The organism is Falsiroseomonas sp. E2-1-a4, assembly GCF_051433165.1.
Classification (GTDB): domain Bacteria; phylum Pseudomonadota; class Alphaproteobacteria; order Acetobacterales; family Acetobacteraceae; genus Falsiroseomonas.
On record NZ_JBHMFS010000006.1, the window covers coordinates 131801 to 146975 of the forward strand.

Consider the following 15175-nt stretch of genomic DNA (forward strand, 5'->3'; position numbering starts at 1 on the left):
CCCCCTGGGGCTGATTTAGGAACACTATCCTTTCTCGTTTGCCGATTGCAATCAGAATTGCGAGCCGCTCAGGCCTTCTTCTCCCAGCCGCGCGCGCCCTGCTGCCAATAGGTCAGGGCGTGGCCACCGGCCTTGGCGCTGCGCCAGCGGCTGCGGGCGGCGGCCACCGCCTCCGCATCGCCGCCATCGAACAGGTCCAGCACGCGATCGAAGGCGTCCAGGCGCCCGGATTGCGTGGCTTCCAGCAGGAACAGGAAACGCGCGCCGTTCGGCGCACCCTCCGGCCCCGCATCCTCCGTGGTGAGCCAGATGGGTTGCAGATGCGGGTGGCCGGTGCGGGGCGTGCCGTGCGGCAGCCAGTCGGGGTCCGGGCAGGCCCACAATGCCGCATCCAGCGCCTCCAGCCGCTGCGGTTCCGCCAGCCGCACCATGGCGCGGCCGCCACCCGAAAGCACGCGGCCGAGCAGTTTGGGCAGGGCCTGTTCCAGCGGTGTGCGGGTCAGGTGGTAGAAGCCGTATTCGGCCATCAGACGCGGCCTCCGGCTGGCTCAGGTGGCTCCTCATACTGCGCCGACAGCAGCCGATCCAGCAGCCGAACGCCGAAGCCGGTGGCGCCGGCGGGGCCGAGGTCATGCGGCTTATCCTGCGTATCCACCCCCGCGATGTCGAGATGCGCCCAGGGCATGGTGCCTGCGAATTCGGCCAGGAAGGCGGCGGCGTGGCTGGCATCCGGCTGCAGCCGGCCGGCGCTGGCGGGCATGCATTGGCGGATATCGGCGATGTCGCTGCGCAAATCCTCGCGGTGCCGGGCGCCGATCGGCATGGGCCACAGACGCTCCCCGGTCTCCTCCCCGGCCGCGGCCAGCGCCGCCAGCAGCGCATCGTCATTGCCGAACAGCCCGGCGCGGTGCGGGCCGAGGGCGGTGACGATAGCGCCGGTCAGCGTCGCCAGATCCACCACCACCCGCGCACCGAGGGTGGCCGTCGCGTGGTGCAGCGCATCGGCCAGCACCAGGCGGCCTTCCGCATCGGTGTCCACCACCTCCACCGTGCGGCCGGAGGCGGTCCGGAGCACGTCGCCGGGGCGGTAGCTGTCGGCGCCCGTGGCGTTCTCCGCGATCGCCAGCACGGCCACCACCGGCGCGGGGGCATTTCGCAGCGCGAGCGCCAGCATGGCGCCGGCGCAGGCGGCGGCGCCGGCCATGTCGGCACGCATCGCCTCCATCCCCTGCGCACCCTTGATGGAGAGTCCGCCGGTATCGAAGACCAGGCCCTTGCCGACCAGGGCGATGGGCGGCGCATCGAAGCTGCCGCGCCAGCGCAGCACGGCCAGCCGCGGTGGCTCCGCGGCGCCGCGGCCGACCGCGAGCAGCGCGCCGAAGCCGGCCTTTTCCAGCCGCTTACGGCCCCAGACATCGACATGGATGCCGAATTCGGCGAGCTCCTCCAGCCGCGCGGCGAAGCGGCGGGTGGTCAGGTGGTTCGCGGGTTCCGAGACCAGGTCGCGGGCGAACAGGCAGCCCCGGATGGCCGGTGCGGCCGCTTCCCACGCCGCGCGGCAGGCGGCGGGGTCGTCCACCAGGCAGGTGACGCGGGCCAGCGCCGGCTTGCGGCCGCGGGTGCGATACGGGTCGAAGCGCCAGGCGCGCAGCACCATGCCGGCGGCGAAGGCGGCCACCGAATCCGGCGCCAGGCCCGGCGCCGCCAGCGTGGCGATGGGGGCTTCGGCCAGCACAGCAGCAGCAGCGGCGCCGGCCTTTTCCCAATCCAGCCGCAGCGGCGCGGCGGGCAGGCCGACCAGGATGCGGCGCGGCAGGCCGGGCGCATCCAGCACGCGGCCGGCTTCCGCGACGAAACCGGCGGCCTGGGCCAGCGCGGCGATCTCCGCCGGCCAGGTTTGGCCGGCTGGCCAGATCATGGGCAGGCCGGGGGTCGGGTCGCCGCGCCGGAAGTGGAGCTTCAGCATGAAGCGGTGGCGCTCACACCTCGCCCCAGAGGGGCGGCAATCAACCCTCGCCCCACAGGGGCGGCAATCAACCTTCGTCCCAATCCGCCACCAGCCGGTCGAGCAGCCGCACGCCATAGGCGGTGGCGCCCTTCGGGATGGTGGGGTGGTCCTTGTTGGTCCAGGCGGTGCCTGCGATGTCGAGATGCGCCCAGGGCATCGGCCCGTCCTTGGTGTTAACGAAGCGCTGGATGAACTGCGCCGCCGTCACCGCGCCGCCCGGCCTGCCGCCGACATTCTTCATATCCGCGATCTCGGAGCGCAGCGCCTTGTCGTAGGCCTCGCCCAACGGCATGCGCCAGGCGCCCTCCCCGGTCACCTTGGCGGCGGCCAGGATGCGCTGGGCCAGGTCGTCATCATTGGCGAACAGGCCGGCATGTTCATGGCCCAGTGCGACGATGATGGCGCCAGTCAGCGTCGCCAGGTCGATCATGCAGCGCGGCGCGAAGCGTTCCTGGCAGTACCAGAGCAGATCGGCGAGGACGAGGCGGCCCTCGGCGTCGGTGTTGATCACCTCGATGGTCTGGCCGGAATAGGATTTCACCACATCGCCCGGGCGCTGTGCGGTGCCGGACGGCATGTTCTCCGCCAGGCCGACGATGCCCACCACATCGGCCTTGGCCTTGCGGCCGGCCAGCGCCGCCATCAGCCCGACCACGGTGCCGGCGCCGGCCATATCCCATTTCATATCCTCCATCCCGGCAGCGGGCTTGATGGAGATGCCGCCGGTGTCGAAGGTGACGCCCTTGCCGATGAAGGCGAAGGGCTTGCCCTTACGGCCCTTGGGCGCGCCCTTCCACTGCATCACCACCATGCGGGGCTCCACCGCGCTGCCCATGGAGACGCCGAGCAGCGCGCCGAAGCCGAGGCGCTTCATCTCCTTCGGGCCGAGGATCTCGACCTCCACCCCCAGCTTCTCCAGCGCCTTGCAGCGATCGGCGAATTCCACCGGGTGCAGGATGTTGGGCGGCTCGCTGACCAGTTCGCGGGTCAGGAATACGCCATCGGCCACGGCGCGCAGCGGCGCGAAGGCCTGCTTGGCGGCGGTGGTATCCGCGGTGGCGAAGGCGAGGCGTTCCAGCTTCGGCTTGTCCTCCTCCTTCTCCTTCGTCCGGTAGCGGTCGAAGCGCCAGGCGCGCAGCAGCGCGCCCATGGCCAGCGCGGCGGCGATGGCGGGCGGCAGCGCATCGGCGGCGATGGTGGCCTCCCGGTCCTGGGCCACGGCCGGGATCATGGCGCCGCCGGCGGCCTCGGCGGATTGCGGGGTGAGGTCGGTGGCTTTGCCGAGGCCGATGGCGACCACCTTGGCCAGGCCACCGCCCGGCAACCACAGCGTGGTGGCCTGGCCCTTGCGGCCCTTGAAGCCGGCGGCTTCCAGCGCGCGGGACAGGGCGCCACCGGTCGCGGCATCAGCCTCCGCCGCCAGGCCGGACCAGCCCCCCGAGGAGGCAGAGGGTGGCGTATCGGCTTCGTGAAGCGGCAGGACCAGGGTGCCGGAGCGCGGCAGTGCAGGCTTCGCGAAGGCGATATCGGGCATGGGGTTCCGTTCCAGCGTTTCTTCAGCTTCAGCCTATCATCCCATCGTCACGGTGCGAGCGCCACTCGCGCGGCGTCCGAGCGAGGGGTAATGCCTTGGCATGGATGAAGATGACCTTCTGGCGCTGGCGGTGCGCCTGGCCGGGGCGGCGGCGGCGGCCATCACCGCGGTGCGCGCGGCCGGCTTCGCGGTGGAACGCAAGCGCGACCATTCCCCCGTCACCGCCGCCGACCGGATCGCGGAGGCGCTGATCATCGAAGGGCTGCGCGCGGCGGCGCCGGGCATTCCGGTGGTGGCGGAGGAAGCGCATGAGGCCAGCGCGGTGGCGGTGCCGGAGGGCTGTTTCTGGCTGGTGGACCCGCTGGACGGCACGCGCGACTTCGCCGCGAACCTGGATACCTTCGCGGTGAATATCGGGCTGGTGGCGCATGGCCGTCCGATTCTCGGCGCCGTCGCCCTGCCCGCCTTCGGAGAAGTGTTTTCGGGCATAATCGGGCGCGGCGCCTGGAAGCTGGATTCGGCCGGCCAGCGACCCATCGCGGTGCGGCCAGTGCCCGCCACCGGCGCCATCGCGGTGGCCAGCCGGGACCATGAGCGCGATCCGCGCATCCTGGACTTCGTGCGGGAACGCGGCGCGCGGCTGGTTCCCATGGGATCGGCCGCCAAGCTGGTGCGGGTGGCGGAGGGTGCGGCGGATCTCTACCCCCGCCGCGGCCCCACCATGGAATGGGACACGGCGGCGCCGGAGGCGGTGCTGCTGGCCGCCGGCGGGCGCATGGCAGACTGGGATGGCGCGGCTTTGCGCTACGGCAAGCCGGGCTGGCGCAATCCGGGCTTCCTGGCGGAGGGAAGCATATGACCTGCCTGCTGACCGACCCGGCCGAGGCGGCCGCCTTGCTGCGGGACGGCGCGCTCGTCGCCTTCCCCAGCGAGACCGTCTATGGCCTGGGCGCCGATGCCTGGAACGGCCGCGCCGTCGCCGCGGTGTTCGAGGCCAAGGGCCGGCCGCATTTCAACCCGCTGATCTGCCACTTCGCCGATGCCGAATCCGCCTTTGCCGAGGTGGTGGCGGATGACCGTGCCCGCGCTTTGGCCGCCGCCTTCTGGCCCGGCCCGCTGACGCTGGTACTGCCGCGGCGGCCCGCCTGCCGGGTGGATCTGCTGGCCGGGGCCGGGTTGGATACGCTGGCGGTGCGGGTGCCGGCGCATCCGCGGACGCTGGCGATGCTGCGCGCGGCCGGGCGGCCGATTGCCGGGCCATCGGCCAACCGCTCCGGCCAGGTCAGCCCGACCACGGCGGCGCATGTGATGGCCGGGCTCGCGGGGCGCATCGCCGCGGTGCTGGAGGGGGGCGATTGTGCGGTGGGGGTGGAGAGCACGGTGCTCGACCTGACCGGGCCAGGCGCGGTGATGCTGCGGCCCGGTGGCGTGCCGGCGGCGGCGATCGAGGCGGTGATCGGCCGCATCGGGCGGCCCCTGAAGCTGGCGGCGGCGGATGCCACGCGCAGCCTGCGCAGCCCGGGGATGATGCTGTCCCATTACGCGCCCACACTGCCGCTGCGGCTGGACGCCACGGCGGTGGACACGGCGGAGGCGCTGCTCGCCTTCGGGCCGCGGCCGCTGCCCGGTGCGGGGGCGCTGTGGAATCTCTCGCCCGGCGGCGATGTGGCGGAGGCGGCGGCGCGGCTGTTCGCCGGGCTGCGCTGGCTGGATGCGGAGGGGCAGCGTCTGGGTCTGCGGGGTATCGCTGCCATGCAAGTGCCGCCGGATGGGCTGGGTGAGACGATTGCCGACCGGCTGGCGCGGGCGGCCGCACCGCGGGGCTGAAAGCGCTGCAGCCCGTCCTCCGTTTTGGAGGAACAGCGCGAAGGGTCAGGCGCGATCGGGCGTGAGCAAGGCTGGCTGGTAGGCCTTCAGGGCCGTTTCGAGCATGGCGGCCAGCCGGGCCGCCACCTCCGTCTCGGTGCCGCCGCCGTCCTGCGCGCCGAACAGCACGCCGAGCATTTGGTCGCTCAGGGAGCCAGGCTGGCCGGGTGGGGGTTCGGGGGGCGGGCCACCTTCGGTGTCGCGCAGGTCGGGGGCCGGCGACTCGGCAGGATTTGCCGGCACCTCGGCATTGTCTGCCGGGCGGCTGGCAGAAGATGCCGCCTGCAGGAGCGTGTCGCTGCCCTCCTTTTCCGTGCGGGCGAGCAGCCTTTCCCGCCACTGATGCAGCAGGGCGGCGTTGCCAGCGCCGCCCGAGCCTGAAATCTCCATCCTGGAGCCTCCTTGCACCCGCCGGCGGGATGCCGACGGGGTGTGAAGGCCGATCAAGCGGCGTGCCGCGCTATGCCAAATGCCGCAGATCGTGACTGCGCCAGCGACCTACCGGTGCAGCCCCTTCGCCACCAGCCAGTCCTGCACCAGCTGCGCCACCTGGTCGCTGTTGCGGTCCATCATGATCATGTGGCTGTTGCCCTGGATGCCGCGCTCCGGCAGGTCCACCACATCGACGCTGCCGCCCGCCGCGCGAACGGCTTCCGCGAAGCGCACGCCATTGCCGCGGATGGTGGGCCAGCGGCTGTCCTGGGCGATGTAGTCGCCATAGACCATCAGCACCGGGATGTTCCGCAGCGCCGCGACCTTGGCGATGTCGCCGATCGCCGCCGGCTCGATCAGCACCAGGGCGCGAACCTTGTCCGGCCGTTCCTGCGCCGCGCGCCAGCCGAACAGGCCGGCCTGGCTGTGGGCGACGACCACGCTCGGCCCGACGCGGTCGAGCAGGGCGAGGTAGGCCTCCAGCGTCAGCCCATCCGTGGTGGTGAAACGCGGCACGATCTGGCGCATGAAGTTCATGTAGCTGTCGCGGTCGGCCGGGAACTGGTTGCCGGGCAGCAACTCACCCCGCTGGAAGCTGCCCTGGCCGGCGCCGATGCGGAAGCGCTCGAAGGGGTTGTCCACGGTGAGCAGCACGGGCTGGCCGCCGGTCTGCTCCGGGATCATGGACCAGCCGGCGCGGCCGCGCTCCACCGCATCCGAGACATAGGTCGGCCAGCCGCGGCGCAGGAAGAAATTCTGCCAGCCTTCGCGGCCATCCGGCGTGGTTTCCCAGGTCACGCCGGTCAGCCCGCCGCCATGCCACAGCAGCAGCGGCACCTGGCCGCGTGGATTGGCGGGGATCATGTACTGGGCATACATGCCGCCCATCAGGTAGGTGCCGTTCGGATCGACGCGGGCGGGCACGCCGCCGGGGGTGAACAGCACCTCCCGCACCGGCTGGCCGGAGATCACTACCTCCCGCCCCCCAACATGGAAGCTGCCCCAGCTTTGCAGGCTGATGGGCGGCGAGGCGCTGGGCTGCTGGGCAACGGGCTGCTGGGCAACGGCGGGCAGCGACGGGCCGGCCACCACGGCGGCGAGCGCCATGGCGAGGATGGTCTTGTGCATGTTCTCTCCCCAATCTCCGGCACGCGCCGGCCGCCGGAGTGAACCATGGCGGGCGGGGCCCGCACCATGCACAACGGCGCCCTTCACCCGTGCGCAGCGCTGGAATGCAGTGGACGGGACTTGATCCGGAACGCCGTGCGCGGTCCCCTGCCGGCATGTCCGATTCCACCGGCCGGCCAAGGCCCAGCGTTTCCGCCCTGTTCCTGACCTATCTGAAGATCGGCCTGGTCGGCTTCGGTGGCGTCAATGCCTGGGCGCGGCGGGTGCTGGTGGAGGAACGCCGCTGGGTGACGGAGCAGGAATATGCCGAGGTGCTGGGCCTCGGCCAGGTGCTGCCCGGCCCGAATGCGCTGAACGTGGCCATTCATCTCGGGGAACGGTTCCGTGGCGGACCCGGTGCGCTGGCGGCGAGCGTGGGGCTGTTCGGCGGACCGTTGCTGGTGCTGCTGGGGCTGGCGATGCTGCATGATGCCTATGGCGATGTGCCGATGGTGCGGGCGGTGCTGGCCGGCACGGCGGCGGCGGCGGCCGGGATGATTCTCGGCACCGCGGCCAAGATCACCACCAATCTGCGCCCCGCCTGGCCGATCCTGGTGGTGGGATGCGTCGCGCTGCTGGCCGGTTCGGTGCTGCGCTTGCCGCTGCCCTGGATCGTGCTGGGCCTGGCGCCCTTCGGCATCCTGGCCGCCTGGTGGACCCTGCGAGGCCGGGCATGAGCGGGGGCCGAGCATGAGTGATGGCGAGGATGTGCTCGGCCAGCTCGCCATCGGCTTCCTCGCGATCTCCCTGATCGCGGTGGGCGGCGGCATCGCGGTGGTGCCGGAGATGAACCGGCTCGCGGTCGATGTGCATGGCTGGATGGACAATGCGCGCTTCGCGCAGTTGTTCGCCCTGGCCCAGGCCGCGCCGGGGCCGAATGTGCTGGTGGTGGGGCTGATCGGCTGGCATGTGGCGGGCCTGGCCGGGATGCTGGTGGCGACGCTGGCCATGACCGTCCCGGCCGGGCTGCTGGCCTTCGGCTTCGCCCGGCTGCGGACCCGCCTGGCCGGGGCGCGCTGGCTGCGGACGCTGGAGATGGGGCTGGTGCCGATCGCGGTCGGCCTGATCTTCTCCTCCGGCATCATCCTGACGCAGGCGGCGGCGGTGCATTGGACGGCGCTGGTGATGACGATTGGCTCCACCCTGTTCGTCTGGCGCACGGAGTTTTCGCCGCTCTGGGTGCTGGGCGCGGGCGCGCTGCTGGGCGCGGTTTTCCTCTAGTCGCCGATCCTGTAGGGAGGCTCGACCATGCCCGATACAACCGCCTCCCCCACCCCACCCGGCCTGCTCGATGCGCTGGCCGCGCTCCTCGGCCCGCGCGGCCTGCTGACGGCGCCGGAGGATCTGGAACCGCATCTGGCCGATTGGCGGGCGCTGTACCGGGGTGCGACACCCTGCGTGGTGCGCCCGGCGGATACCGCGGAACTCGCGGCGGCGGTGAAGCTGTGCGCCGCGGCGGGGGTGGCGATGGTGCCGCAGGGGGGCAATACCTCCATGGTCGGCGGTGCCACGCCGGATGAATCGGGGCGGCAGGTGGTGGTCAGCCTGGCCCGGCTGAACCGCATCCGCGCCATCGACCCGGTCGATCTGACCATGACGGCGGAGGCCGGGGTGGTGCTGAAGGCGGCGCAGAACGCCGCTGCCGAATCCGGCTGCCTGTTCCCACTGAGCCTGGGGGCGGAGGGGACGGCGACCATCGGCGGCGTGCTGTCCACCAATGCCGGCGGCAACACCACGGTGCGCTACGGCAATGCCCGCGAATTGATGCTGGGGCTGGAGGTGGTGCTGCCGGACGGCCAGATCTGGGATGGCCTCCGCCGGCTGCGGAAGGACAATACCGGCTACGCGCTGCGGCATCTGTTCACCGGGGCGGAGGGTACGCTGGGCTTCATCACGGCCGCCGTGCTGCGGATGTATCCGCGGCCGCGCGACACCGCGCTCGCCTTCTGCGCCGTGGCGGACGAGGACGCGGCGCTGGCGCTGTTCCGCCGCTTCCGCGACCGGGATGAAAGCGCGGTGCGCGCCTTCGAATACATGTCTGGCACCGGCGTCGATTTCTGCATGAAGCATATCGAGGGGCTGGCCCTGCCGGTGCAGGCGCGGGCGGACCATTACGTGCTGGTCGACCTCGCCTCCCCCCGCCCCGATGCCGGGCTGCGGGACATGGCGGAATCCCTGCTGGGCGAGGCGATGGAGGCGGGCGAGGTGCTGGACGCCGTGCTCGCCGAGTCGGAGGCGCAGGCCCAGAAGCTGTGGAAGATCCGGGAGGAACATCCGGAGGCACAGAAGCGCGAGGGGGCCTCGGTGAAGTCCGACGTCTCCGTCCCCGTCTCCCGCGTGCCGGAGATGATCCGGCGCTGCTCGGCGGCGCTTGTCGCGCTGATCCCCGGCAGCCGGCCGGTGCCCTTCGGCCATATCGGCGACGGCAACATCCACATGAACCTGGAACAGCCGGGAGGGATGGACCCCGCCGCCTTCCTGGCCCGCAGCCACGACATCATGGATTGCGTGAACGCGATCGTGCGGGAGATGGACGGGTCGTTCAGCGCGGAACATGGCATCGGCCGGCTGAAGACGGATATGATGCCGGAATGGCGCGGCGGGGCGGAGCTGGACACGATGCGCCGTATCAAATCCGCGCTCGACCCCTGGGGCCTGATGAATCCGGGCAAGGTCTTCCCCTGAAACGCTGGCTGCTGCTGCCGTTCGCGCTGGCCGGCTGCGCCGTGCCGCCGCCGCGCGCGCCGGACCCGGCGCTGCGGGCGGCGACCGCCGTGGTGCAGCTCCACTCCGGCGAATCCGCGCGTTGCCGGGCCACGGGGGCGGCGATCCACCTTGGCCAGGGGCGCTTCGTGACCGCGGCGCATGTGGTGGATGGCTCCGCCCAACGGATGCGCGGTGGCTGCCCGGCGGGTGCGGCGCCGCTGATGATTTCGGTGGCCGGCAGCCCCGCCCCGGCGCGGCTGGTCGGCGCCGGGCAGGACCGCATCGATCCGGGCATCGGCCAGCGCTATCTGGGCGGGCAGGATGTGGCGCTTGTCGTGCCGCTGCGGCCGCTGCCCAGCCTCGGCACCGCCACGTTGTGCGCCGGACTGCCGGCGGCGGGCACGCCGGCGCTGCTGGTGACGCCGCGACGGTCCCAGCGCACCCGGCTGCTGGGCATGGTGGTGGAGACTGATCCGCGCTTCGGCGCCTATCTCGAAATCCCCGAGACCCTGGCACCGGGCGAATCCGGCGGCGCGGTGTTTGAGGCCGCATCCGGCTGCCTGGCCGGGCTGGTGAGCCACCGGGACGAGCCGGCGGCGGGCCAGCCGGCGCTGCCGCGGACCCGGCTGGTGCCGGCGCCGGTGGTCGCGCGTTTCCTGGCCCAGGCTGCCCCGGTCACCGCACCGTGATGGGCGCAGTTGCTCCCGGCCCAGCTTCTTTGCAGCCTGCCCCCTGCGGCTGGTAGAAGGGGCCGGATGACACGGATCGACCGCTATATCCTGCGCCAGCTTGTCGGCGGCCTGCTTGCCGTGACCCTCGGGCTGGCGGCGCTGGTCTGGCTGACCCAGTCCCTGCGCTTCATGGAGCTGGTGCTGGACCGCGGGCTGTCGATGGCGGTCTTCGTGCAGCTCACCGGGCTGATGCTGCCGGGCTTCATCGCCGTGATCCTGCCGATCACCACCTTCGTGGTGGTGCTGTTCATCTACGTCCGGATGAACAGCGACCGCGAACTGGTGGTGATGCGCGCCGCCGGCCTGTCCCAGCTTCGCCTCGCCCGGCCGGCGATGCTGCTGGCGTTGGCCTCGGTCGGGATCGGATATGCGCTGAACCTGTGGCTGGTGCCGATGTCGCACACCGCCTTCCGCATCTGGCAATTCGAGATCCGCAACGAGATGGCGGCGATCCTGGTGCAGGAAGGCGTGTTCTCCTCCGTCGGTGGCGACCTCACGGTCTATGCCAGGCTGCGCGATCGGGACGGCACGCTGCGCGGCATCCTGGTGCATGATGCGCGGGAGGTCGGCGCGCCGGCCACAATCCTGGCCGAATCGGGCCGCATCTCGACGGGACCCATGGGCCCCCGCGTGACGTTGCAGAACGGTGTGCGCCAGCAGATGGAACGGGTCCCGCCGCCGGCCAATGCGCCGCCGGGCACGCCGGCCACCATGCGGCTGTCGGTGCTCAGCTTCCAGGAGAACAGCGTCGACCTCGCCCGCGCCACGCGGCAGGAGGAAGTGCGCTTCCGCGATTCGCGGGAACGCAGCATCCCCGAATTGCTGAATCCAGACCCGGCGGAGGAACTTCGCCCGCGCGACCTGGCCCGCTTCGTGGGAGAGGCGCATCAGCGGCTTTCCTCGCCGCTGACGGCACTGACTTTCGCGCTGGTCGGCATGGCGGTGGCGCTGACCGGCCAGTTCCGCCGGCATGGCGGCGGGCTGCGGCTCGCGATCGGCGTCGGGCTGGTGGTGGGGCTGCTGGCGGCAGGGCTGACCATCGGCAATCTGGCGACGCGCGAAAACGCCTTCGTCTGGCTGATCTGGGCGCATGCCATCCTGCCCGGCGTGATCGCCGCCTGGTGGCTGGTGGGCGCGCCCGGTCTGCCGCGCTTCCGCCCCGCGCCGATGCCCCCCGCCTCGATGCCCCCCACCTCGATGCCGGCCGGCTGAGCCCCGCATGGTCTTCACCCCCACGCTGACCGGCTATGTGGCACGCGGCTTCCTGGTCGCGACATTGCTGGTCATGGCGGCGCTGATCGGGCTGGTCGCGCTGTTCGACTTCATCGAGCTGCTGCGCCGGGCGGCGACGCGGCCGGATGTGGGCTACACCATCCCCTTGCAGATCGCGGCGATGCGGCTGCCCTTCGTCGCCCTGCAGATTCTGCCGTTTGCCATCCTGCTGGGTGGCATCATCGCTTTCTGGCGGCTGACGCGATCTTCCGAGCTGATCGTGGCGCGGGCGGCCGGCATTTCCGCCTGGGGGTTCCTGACCGGGCCGCTGGTGGTGGCGCTACTGCTCGGCATGCTGGGCACCTTCGGCATCTCCCCCGTTTCCTCCGCCCTGCTGGCGCGGGCGGAGCGGATGGACATGTCCTTCCTCCGCACCGGGGGCGGCCTGTCCTCCCTCGCCGGGGGGCGGCTCTGGCTGCGGCAGGCGGACCGGGCGCTGGACCCGTATGGGGTGGCCATCATCTCCGGCCGTCCCTTGCCGAGCCAGGATACGGCGAACCTGGTGGCCCGCGGGCCGCGCTTCGAACTGCACGAGGTCACGGTCTGGCGGCTTTCCGCCGATGACCGCCCGCTGGCCCGGCTGGAGGCGCCGCGCGCCCGGCTGATCGACGGCGCCTGGGTGTTCGACCAGGCGGTGAGCTTCGGCGCCGACCGCATCGCCAGCCCTGCGGCGCAGATCAGCCTGCCCACCGAACTGACGCCCGACCGCATCCAGGACAGCTTCGCATCGCCGGAGACGCTGGGCTTCTGGGCGTTGCCGCGCTTCATCGCGGTGCTGGAGGAGGCCGGTTTCTCCGCCGTGCGCCACCGCATCCAGTTCCAGTCGCTGCTGGCCCTGCCGGCCCTGGCGCTCGGCATGGCACTGCTGGCGGCCGGCTTCTCGATGCGCCAGACCCGGCGCGGCGGGGTGGCGCAGATGATCGGTGGCGGCGTCGCCGCGGGATTCGCCCTGTTCGTGCTGGACAAGGTGAGCAATGAAATGGGCGAGGCAGGTTCCCTGCCCGTGATCCTGGCGGCCTGGGCGCCGACGCTCGCCGGGCTGCTGCTGGCGTTGGCTTTATTGCTGCACCTGGAGGATGGCTGATGCCGCCGACCACCCGGCCATCCCGGAAGCTGCCGCCGCCGATCCGGCCGCTGATCCGGCAGGCGGCAACGCCCGCGTTGCCCGCCCCTTGCGTCGCAGCCGGGGCCGGGCGGTGGCGCCTGGCCGGGCTGGCGGCGCTGACCGCCCTGGGCCTTGTCCTGCATCCGACCGGGCCGGGTGCCCAGCAGGGCATGATGGGGTTGGGCAACCGCGCCGTCGGCGAAGGCCCCGTCACCTTCACGGCCGATGAGGTCCAGTACGACCAGACCACCAACACCGTCACCGCCCGCGGCAAGGTGGAAGCCTGGCAGGGCGACCGCGTGCTGCGCGCCGATGAATTCACCTACAACCGCGAAACCGGCCTCGCGACCGCAACCGGCAATGTCGCGCTGATCGAGCCGGATGGGCAGACCCTGTTCGCGGACCGCGTGGAACTGACCGATGGCATGCGCGATGCCGCCATCGAGGGTATCCGCGGCCTGCTCGCCGCCAATGCCCGAATCGCTGCCGCCGGCGCGCGGCGCACCGGCGGCACAGTCACCGACCTGGCGCGGGTGGTCTATTCGTCCTGCGACCTGTGCCCGGAGGACCCGACGCGACCGCCGCTGTGGCAGTTGCGCGCCCGCATCGCGACGCTGGACAGCGAGGAACAGCGCGTGCGCTACCGCGATGCGTCGGTGCAATTCGCCGGCGTGCCGCTGCTGTACACGCCCTATTTCAGCCATGCCTCGCCGGATGCGCCGCGCGCCTCGGGCTTCCTGTCGCCGACCCTGGGGCAGTCGCGCTTTCTCGGTGGCTTCGCCGTGCTGCCCTATTACTGGGCGATCGACGACCATTCGGACGCGACCATCAGCCTCACCACCTCCACCAACCAGGTACCCAACCTGGGTGGCGCCTATCGCCGCCGCTTCAACAATGGCGAGGTGACGCTGGAAGGCTCGGTCGGCACGCTGGAGGGGACGGATGCGGATGGCCTGGGCGGGCATATCTTCGCCCAGGGCCGCTTCACGCTGAATGAGAATTGGCGCACCGGCTTTGCGCTGAACCGCGCTTCCTCCCGCGAATATCTGCAGGCCTGGCGCTACGGCTCGCCACGGGTGCTGACCACCACGGCCTATGCGGAGGGCTTCTGGGGGGCGGAGGGCTACGCCCGCATCGACACGATGCTGTACCAGGGGCTGGATGCCGCCAATTCGACGGACCTGACCCCCTTCGTGTTGCCGCGCGGCTACGCCGACTACGTCTTCCCGACCGACGGAATCGGCGGGCGCTTCACGGTGGATGCCTCCGCCTTCAGCCTGTTCCGCGCCAGGGGCACGGACACACGGCGCATCGCGACCCGCGCGGCCTATGAACTGCCGCTGGTCGGCGACATGGGCGACATCTGGACCTTCCGCACCCATGCCGATGTGGTTGGCGGCTGGGTGGATGGGCTGGCGCTGGCGCCGACCTTCGGCAATGCCGGCGGCGATGGCTTCTTCGGCCGCGGCCATATCCGCACGGCGGTGGATTGGCGCATGCCCCTGGTCCGCAGCGCCGGCGAGTATGGCTCCCAGATCATCGAGCCGCGCGTGCAGCTGGTGACCGGCCCTGCCACTGGCGCGCAGCTGCGCTTACCGAATGAGGACAGCCTCGATTTCGAATTCACCGACGCGAACCTGTTCAGCCTGAACCGCTTCCAGGGCCGCGACCGCTTCGAGGGTGGCACGCGGGCCGATGCGGCGCTGCGCGGCGCCTGGCTGTTCCCCAATGGCGGGCAGCTGGAGGGCCTGGCCGGGCGTTCCGTCCGCCTCGCTACTGATGAAACCTTTGCCGATGGGTCGGGGCTGGAGAACCGGTCCTCCGACTGGGTCGGGCGGCTGCGGCTGGCGCCGGTGACCTGGCTGGAACTGCTCGGCCGCGGGCGGCTGGACCGTGACACCGGGGAGGGCAGGCTGTGGGACGCCACCGCCACCGTCTTCGGCGGACCCTTCAGCCTGTCCGGCGGCTACCTGCTGACCAACCCGGCGCCCAACGTCACCACCCGCAAGCGGGAGGAAGTCTCCCTCGGCGGCACCTTCCGGTTGAACGAGAATTGGCGGGTCGGGCTGTTCGGGCGCTATGATATCGGGCTGGACCGGCCGGTTGCCGCCCAGGTCTCCGCCACCTATGAGGATGAGTGCTTCATCTTCGAGACCCGCTTCGTCCGAAGCTGGGCGGAGGACCCGACGACCCGGGCCGATTATACCGGTGGGACCTTGCTGCTGTTCCGGGTCGGGCTGAAAACGGTCGGCGATTTCGGGCTGCGGGCGCTGTGATGCGCCGGCGATCTGCCAGGTGACGATCTGCCAGGTGACGTGCCCGGCCGGGCCGCCGAACCCGGACTGCAAGGCGAT

At 71.5% G+C, this 15175-nt stretch carries 14 protein-coding genes; 9 read left to right on the top strand and 5 right to left on the bottom strand.

Annotated elements, in window-relative coordinates:
* Nucleotides 1-68: 68 nt before the first annotated feature.
* The 3 genes from ACFHNC_RS08775 to ACFHNC_RS08785 form a co-directional block, all read right to left on the bottom strand.
* The gene (locus ACFHNC_RS08775) at nt 69-527 is read right to left on the bottom strand and encodes a DNA polymerase III subunit chi (RefSeq protein WP_437168845.1); all 459 of its coding nucleotides are present in this window, start codon (nt 525-527) and stop codon (nt 69-71) included.
* Nucleotides 527-1966, bottom strand: a complete 1440-nt coding sequence (locus ACFHNC_RS08780) for a leucyl aminopeptidase family protein (RefSeq protein ID WP_437168846.1) — start codon at nt 1964-1966, stop codon at nt 527-529. Before ACFHNC_RS08780 ends, ACFHNC_RS08775 begins: the two co-directional genes overlap by 1 nt.
* A 67-nt stretch (nt 1967-2033) precedes the next feature.
* Complete coding sequence (locus ACFHNC_RS08785; protein WP_437168847.1) at nt 2034-3542, bottom strand: leucyl aminopeptidase; 1509 nt, start codon at nt 3540-3542, stop codon at nt 2034-2036.
* A 100-nt stretch (nt 3543-3642) separates the two neighbouring features.
* Here ACFHNC_RS08785 and ACFHNC_RS08790 point away from each other — a divergent pair, with 100 nt between their 5' ends.
* On the top strand, nt 3643-4401 hold the full coding sequence (locus ACFHNC_RS08790) for a 3'(2'),5'-bisphosphate nucleotidase CysQ family protein (protein WP_437168848.1): 759 nt from the start codon (nt 3643-3645) through the stop codon (nt 4399-4401).
* Entirely contained in the window at nt 4398-5369 is a 972-nt protein-coding gene (locus tag ACFHNC_RS08795) for an L-threonylcarbamoyladenylate synthase (RefSeq protein ID WP_437168849.1), read from the top strand. The genes ACFHNC_RS08790 and ACFHNC_RS08795 overlap by 4 nt, the downstream gene beginning before the upstream one ends.
* 45 nt (nt 5370-5414) lie before the next feature.
* Here the strand turns inward: ACFHNC_RS08795 and ACFHNC_RS08800 are convergent, their stop codons facing one another.
* A complete protein-coding gene (locus ACFHNC_RS08800) occupies nt 5415-5798 on the bottom strand; it encodes a hypothetical protein (protein WP_437168850.1) in 384 nt (127 codons plus the stop codon).
* 108 nt (nt 5799-5906) lie between these two features.
* Nucleotides 5907-6968 (bottom strand): esterase, encoded by a 1062-nt coding sequence (locus ACFHNC_RS08805; RefSeq protein ID WP_437168851.1) that lies wholly within the window; start codon nt 6966-6968, stop codon nt 5907-5909.
* Nucleotides 6969-7123: 155 nt separating this feature from the next.
* On the opposite strand from ACFHNC_RS08805, the gene ACFHNC_RS08810 reads away from it, so the two are divergent.
* The 7 genes from ACFHNC_RS08810 (at nt 7124) to ACFHNC_RS08840 (ending at nt 15097) form a co-directional block, all read left to right on the top strand.
* On the top strand, nt 7124-7684 hold the full coding sequence (locus tag ACFHNC_RS08810) for a chromate transporter (RefSeq protein WP_437168852.1): 561 nt from the start codon (nt 7124-7126) through the stop codon (nt 7682-7684).
* 13 nt (nt 7685-7697) lie between these two features.
* Nucleotides 7698-8228 (top strand): chromate transporter, encoded by a 531-nt coding sequence (locus tag ACFHNC_RS08815; protein WP_437168853.1) that lies wholly within the window; start codon nt 7698-7700, stop codon nt 8226-8228.
* A 27-nt stretch (nt 8229-8255) separates the two neighbouring features.
* Complete coding sequence (locus ACFHNC_RS08820; RefSeq protein WP_437168854.1) at nt 8256-9692, top strand: FAD-binding oxidoreductase; 1437 nt, start codon at nt 8256-8258, stop codon at nt 9690-9692.
* Nucleotides 9693-9733: 41 nt separating this feature from the next.
* Complete coding sequence (locus ACFHNC_RS08825) at nt 9734-10402, top strand: trypsin-like peptidase domain-containing protein (protein WP_437168855.1); 669 nt, start codon at nt 9734-9736, stop codon at nt 10400-10402.
* Nucleotides 10403-10468: 66 nt separating this feature from the next.
* Entirely contained in the window at nt 10469-11656 is a 1188-nt protein-coding gene (gene lptF / locus ACFHNC_RS08830) for an LPS export ABC transporter permease LptF (RefSeq protein ID WP_437168856.1), read from the top strand.
* 7 nt (nt 11657-11663) lie between these two features.
* Nucleotides 11664-12800, top strand: coding sequence for an LPS export ABC transporter permease LptG (gene lptG / locus ACFHNC_RS08835; protein WP_437168857.1), 1137 nt, complete (start codon nt 11664-11666; stop codon nt 12798-12800).
* Nucleotides 12800-15097 (top strand): LPS-assembly protein LptD, encoded by a 2298-nt coding sequence (locus ACFHNC_RS08840; RefSeq protein ID WP_437168858.1) that lies wholly within the window; start codon nt 12800-12802, stop codon nt 15095-15097. Before lptG ends, ACFHNC_RS08840 begins: the two co-directional genes overlap by 1 nt.
* Nucleotides 15098-15175 lie beyond the last annotated feature (78 nt).

Bases quoted from the DNA above. Each gene is read 5' to 3' on its own strand.
- ACFHNC_RS08775 (WP_437168845.1), bottom strand. From the start codon at position 527: ATGGCCGAATACGGCTTCTACCACCTGACCCGCACACCGCTGGAACAG.
- ACFHNC_RS08780 (WP_437168846.1), bottom strand. From the start codon at position 1,966: ATGCTGAAGCTCCACTTCCGGCGCGGCGACCCGACCCCCGGCCTGCCC.
- ACFHNC_RS08785 (WP_437168847.1), bottom strand. From the start codon at position 3,542: ATGCCCGATATCGCCTTCGCGAAGCCTGCACTGCCGCGCTCCGGCACC.
- ACFHNC_RS08790 (WP_437168848.1), top strand. From the start codon at position 3,643: ATGGATGAAGATGACCTTCTGGCGCTGGCGGTGCGCCTGGCCGGGGCG.
- ACFHNC_RS08795 (WP_437168849.1), top strand. From the start codon at position 4,398: ATGACCTGCCTGCTGACCGACCCGGCCGAGGCGGCCGCCTTGCTGCGG.
- ACFHNC_RS08800 (WP_437168850.1), bottom strand. From the start codon at position 5,798: ATGGAGATTTCAGGCTCGGGCGGCGCTGGCAACGCCGCCCTGCTGCAT.
- ACFHNC_RS08805 (WP_437168851.1), bottom strand. From the start codon at position 6,968: ATGCACAAGACCATCCTCGCCATGGCGCTCGCCGCCGTGGTGGCCGGC.
- ACFHNC_RS08810 (WP_437168852.1), top strand. From the start codon at position 7,124: ATGTCCGATTCCACCGGCCGGCCAAGGCCCAGCGTTTCCGCCCTGTTC.
- ACFHNC_RS08815 (WP_437168853.1), top strand. From the start codon at position 7,698: ATGAGTGATGGCGAGGATGTGCTCGGCCAGCTCGCCATCGGCTTCCTC.
- ACFHNC_RS08820 (WP_437168854.1), top strand. From the start codon at position 8,256: ATGCCCGATACAACCGCCTCCCCCACCCCACCCGGCCTGCTCGATGCG.
- lptF (WP_437168856.1), top strand. From the start codon at position 10,469: ATGACACGGATCGACCGCTATATCCTGCGCCAGCTTGTCGGCGGCCTG.
- lptG (WP_437168857.1), top strand. From the start codon at position 11,664: ATGGTCTTCACCCCCACGCTGACCGGCTATGTGGCACGCGGCTTCCTG.
- ACFHNC_RS08840 (WP_437168858.1), top strand. From the start codon at position 12,800: ATGCCGCCGACCACCCGGCCATCCCGGAAGCTGCCGCCGCCGATCCGG.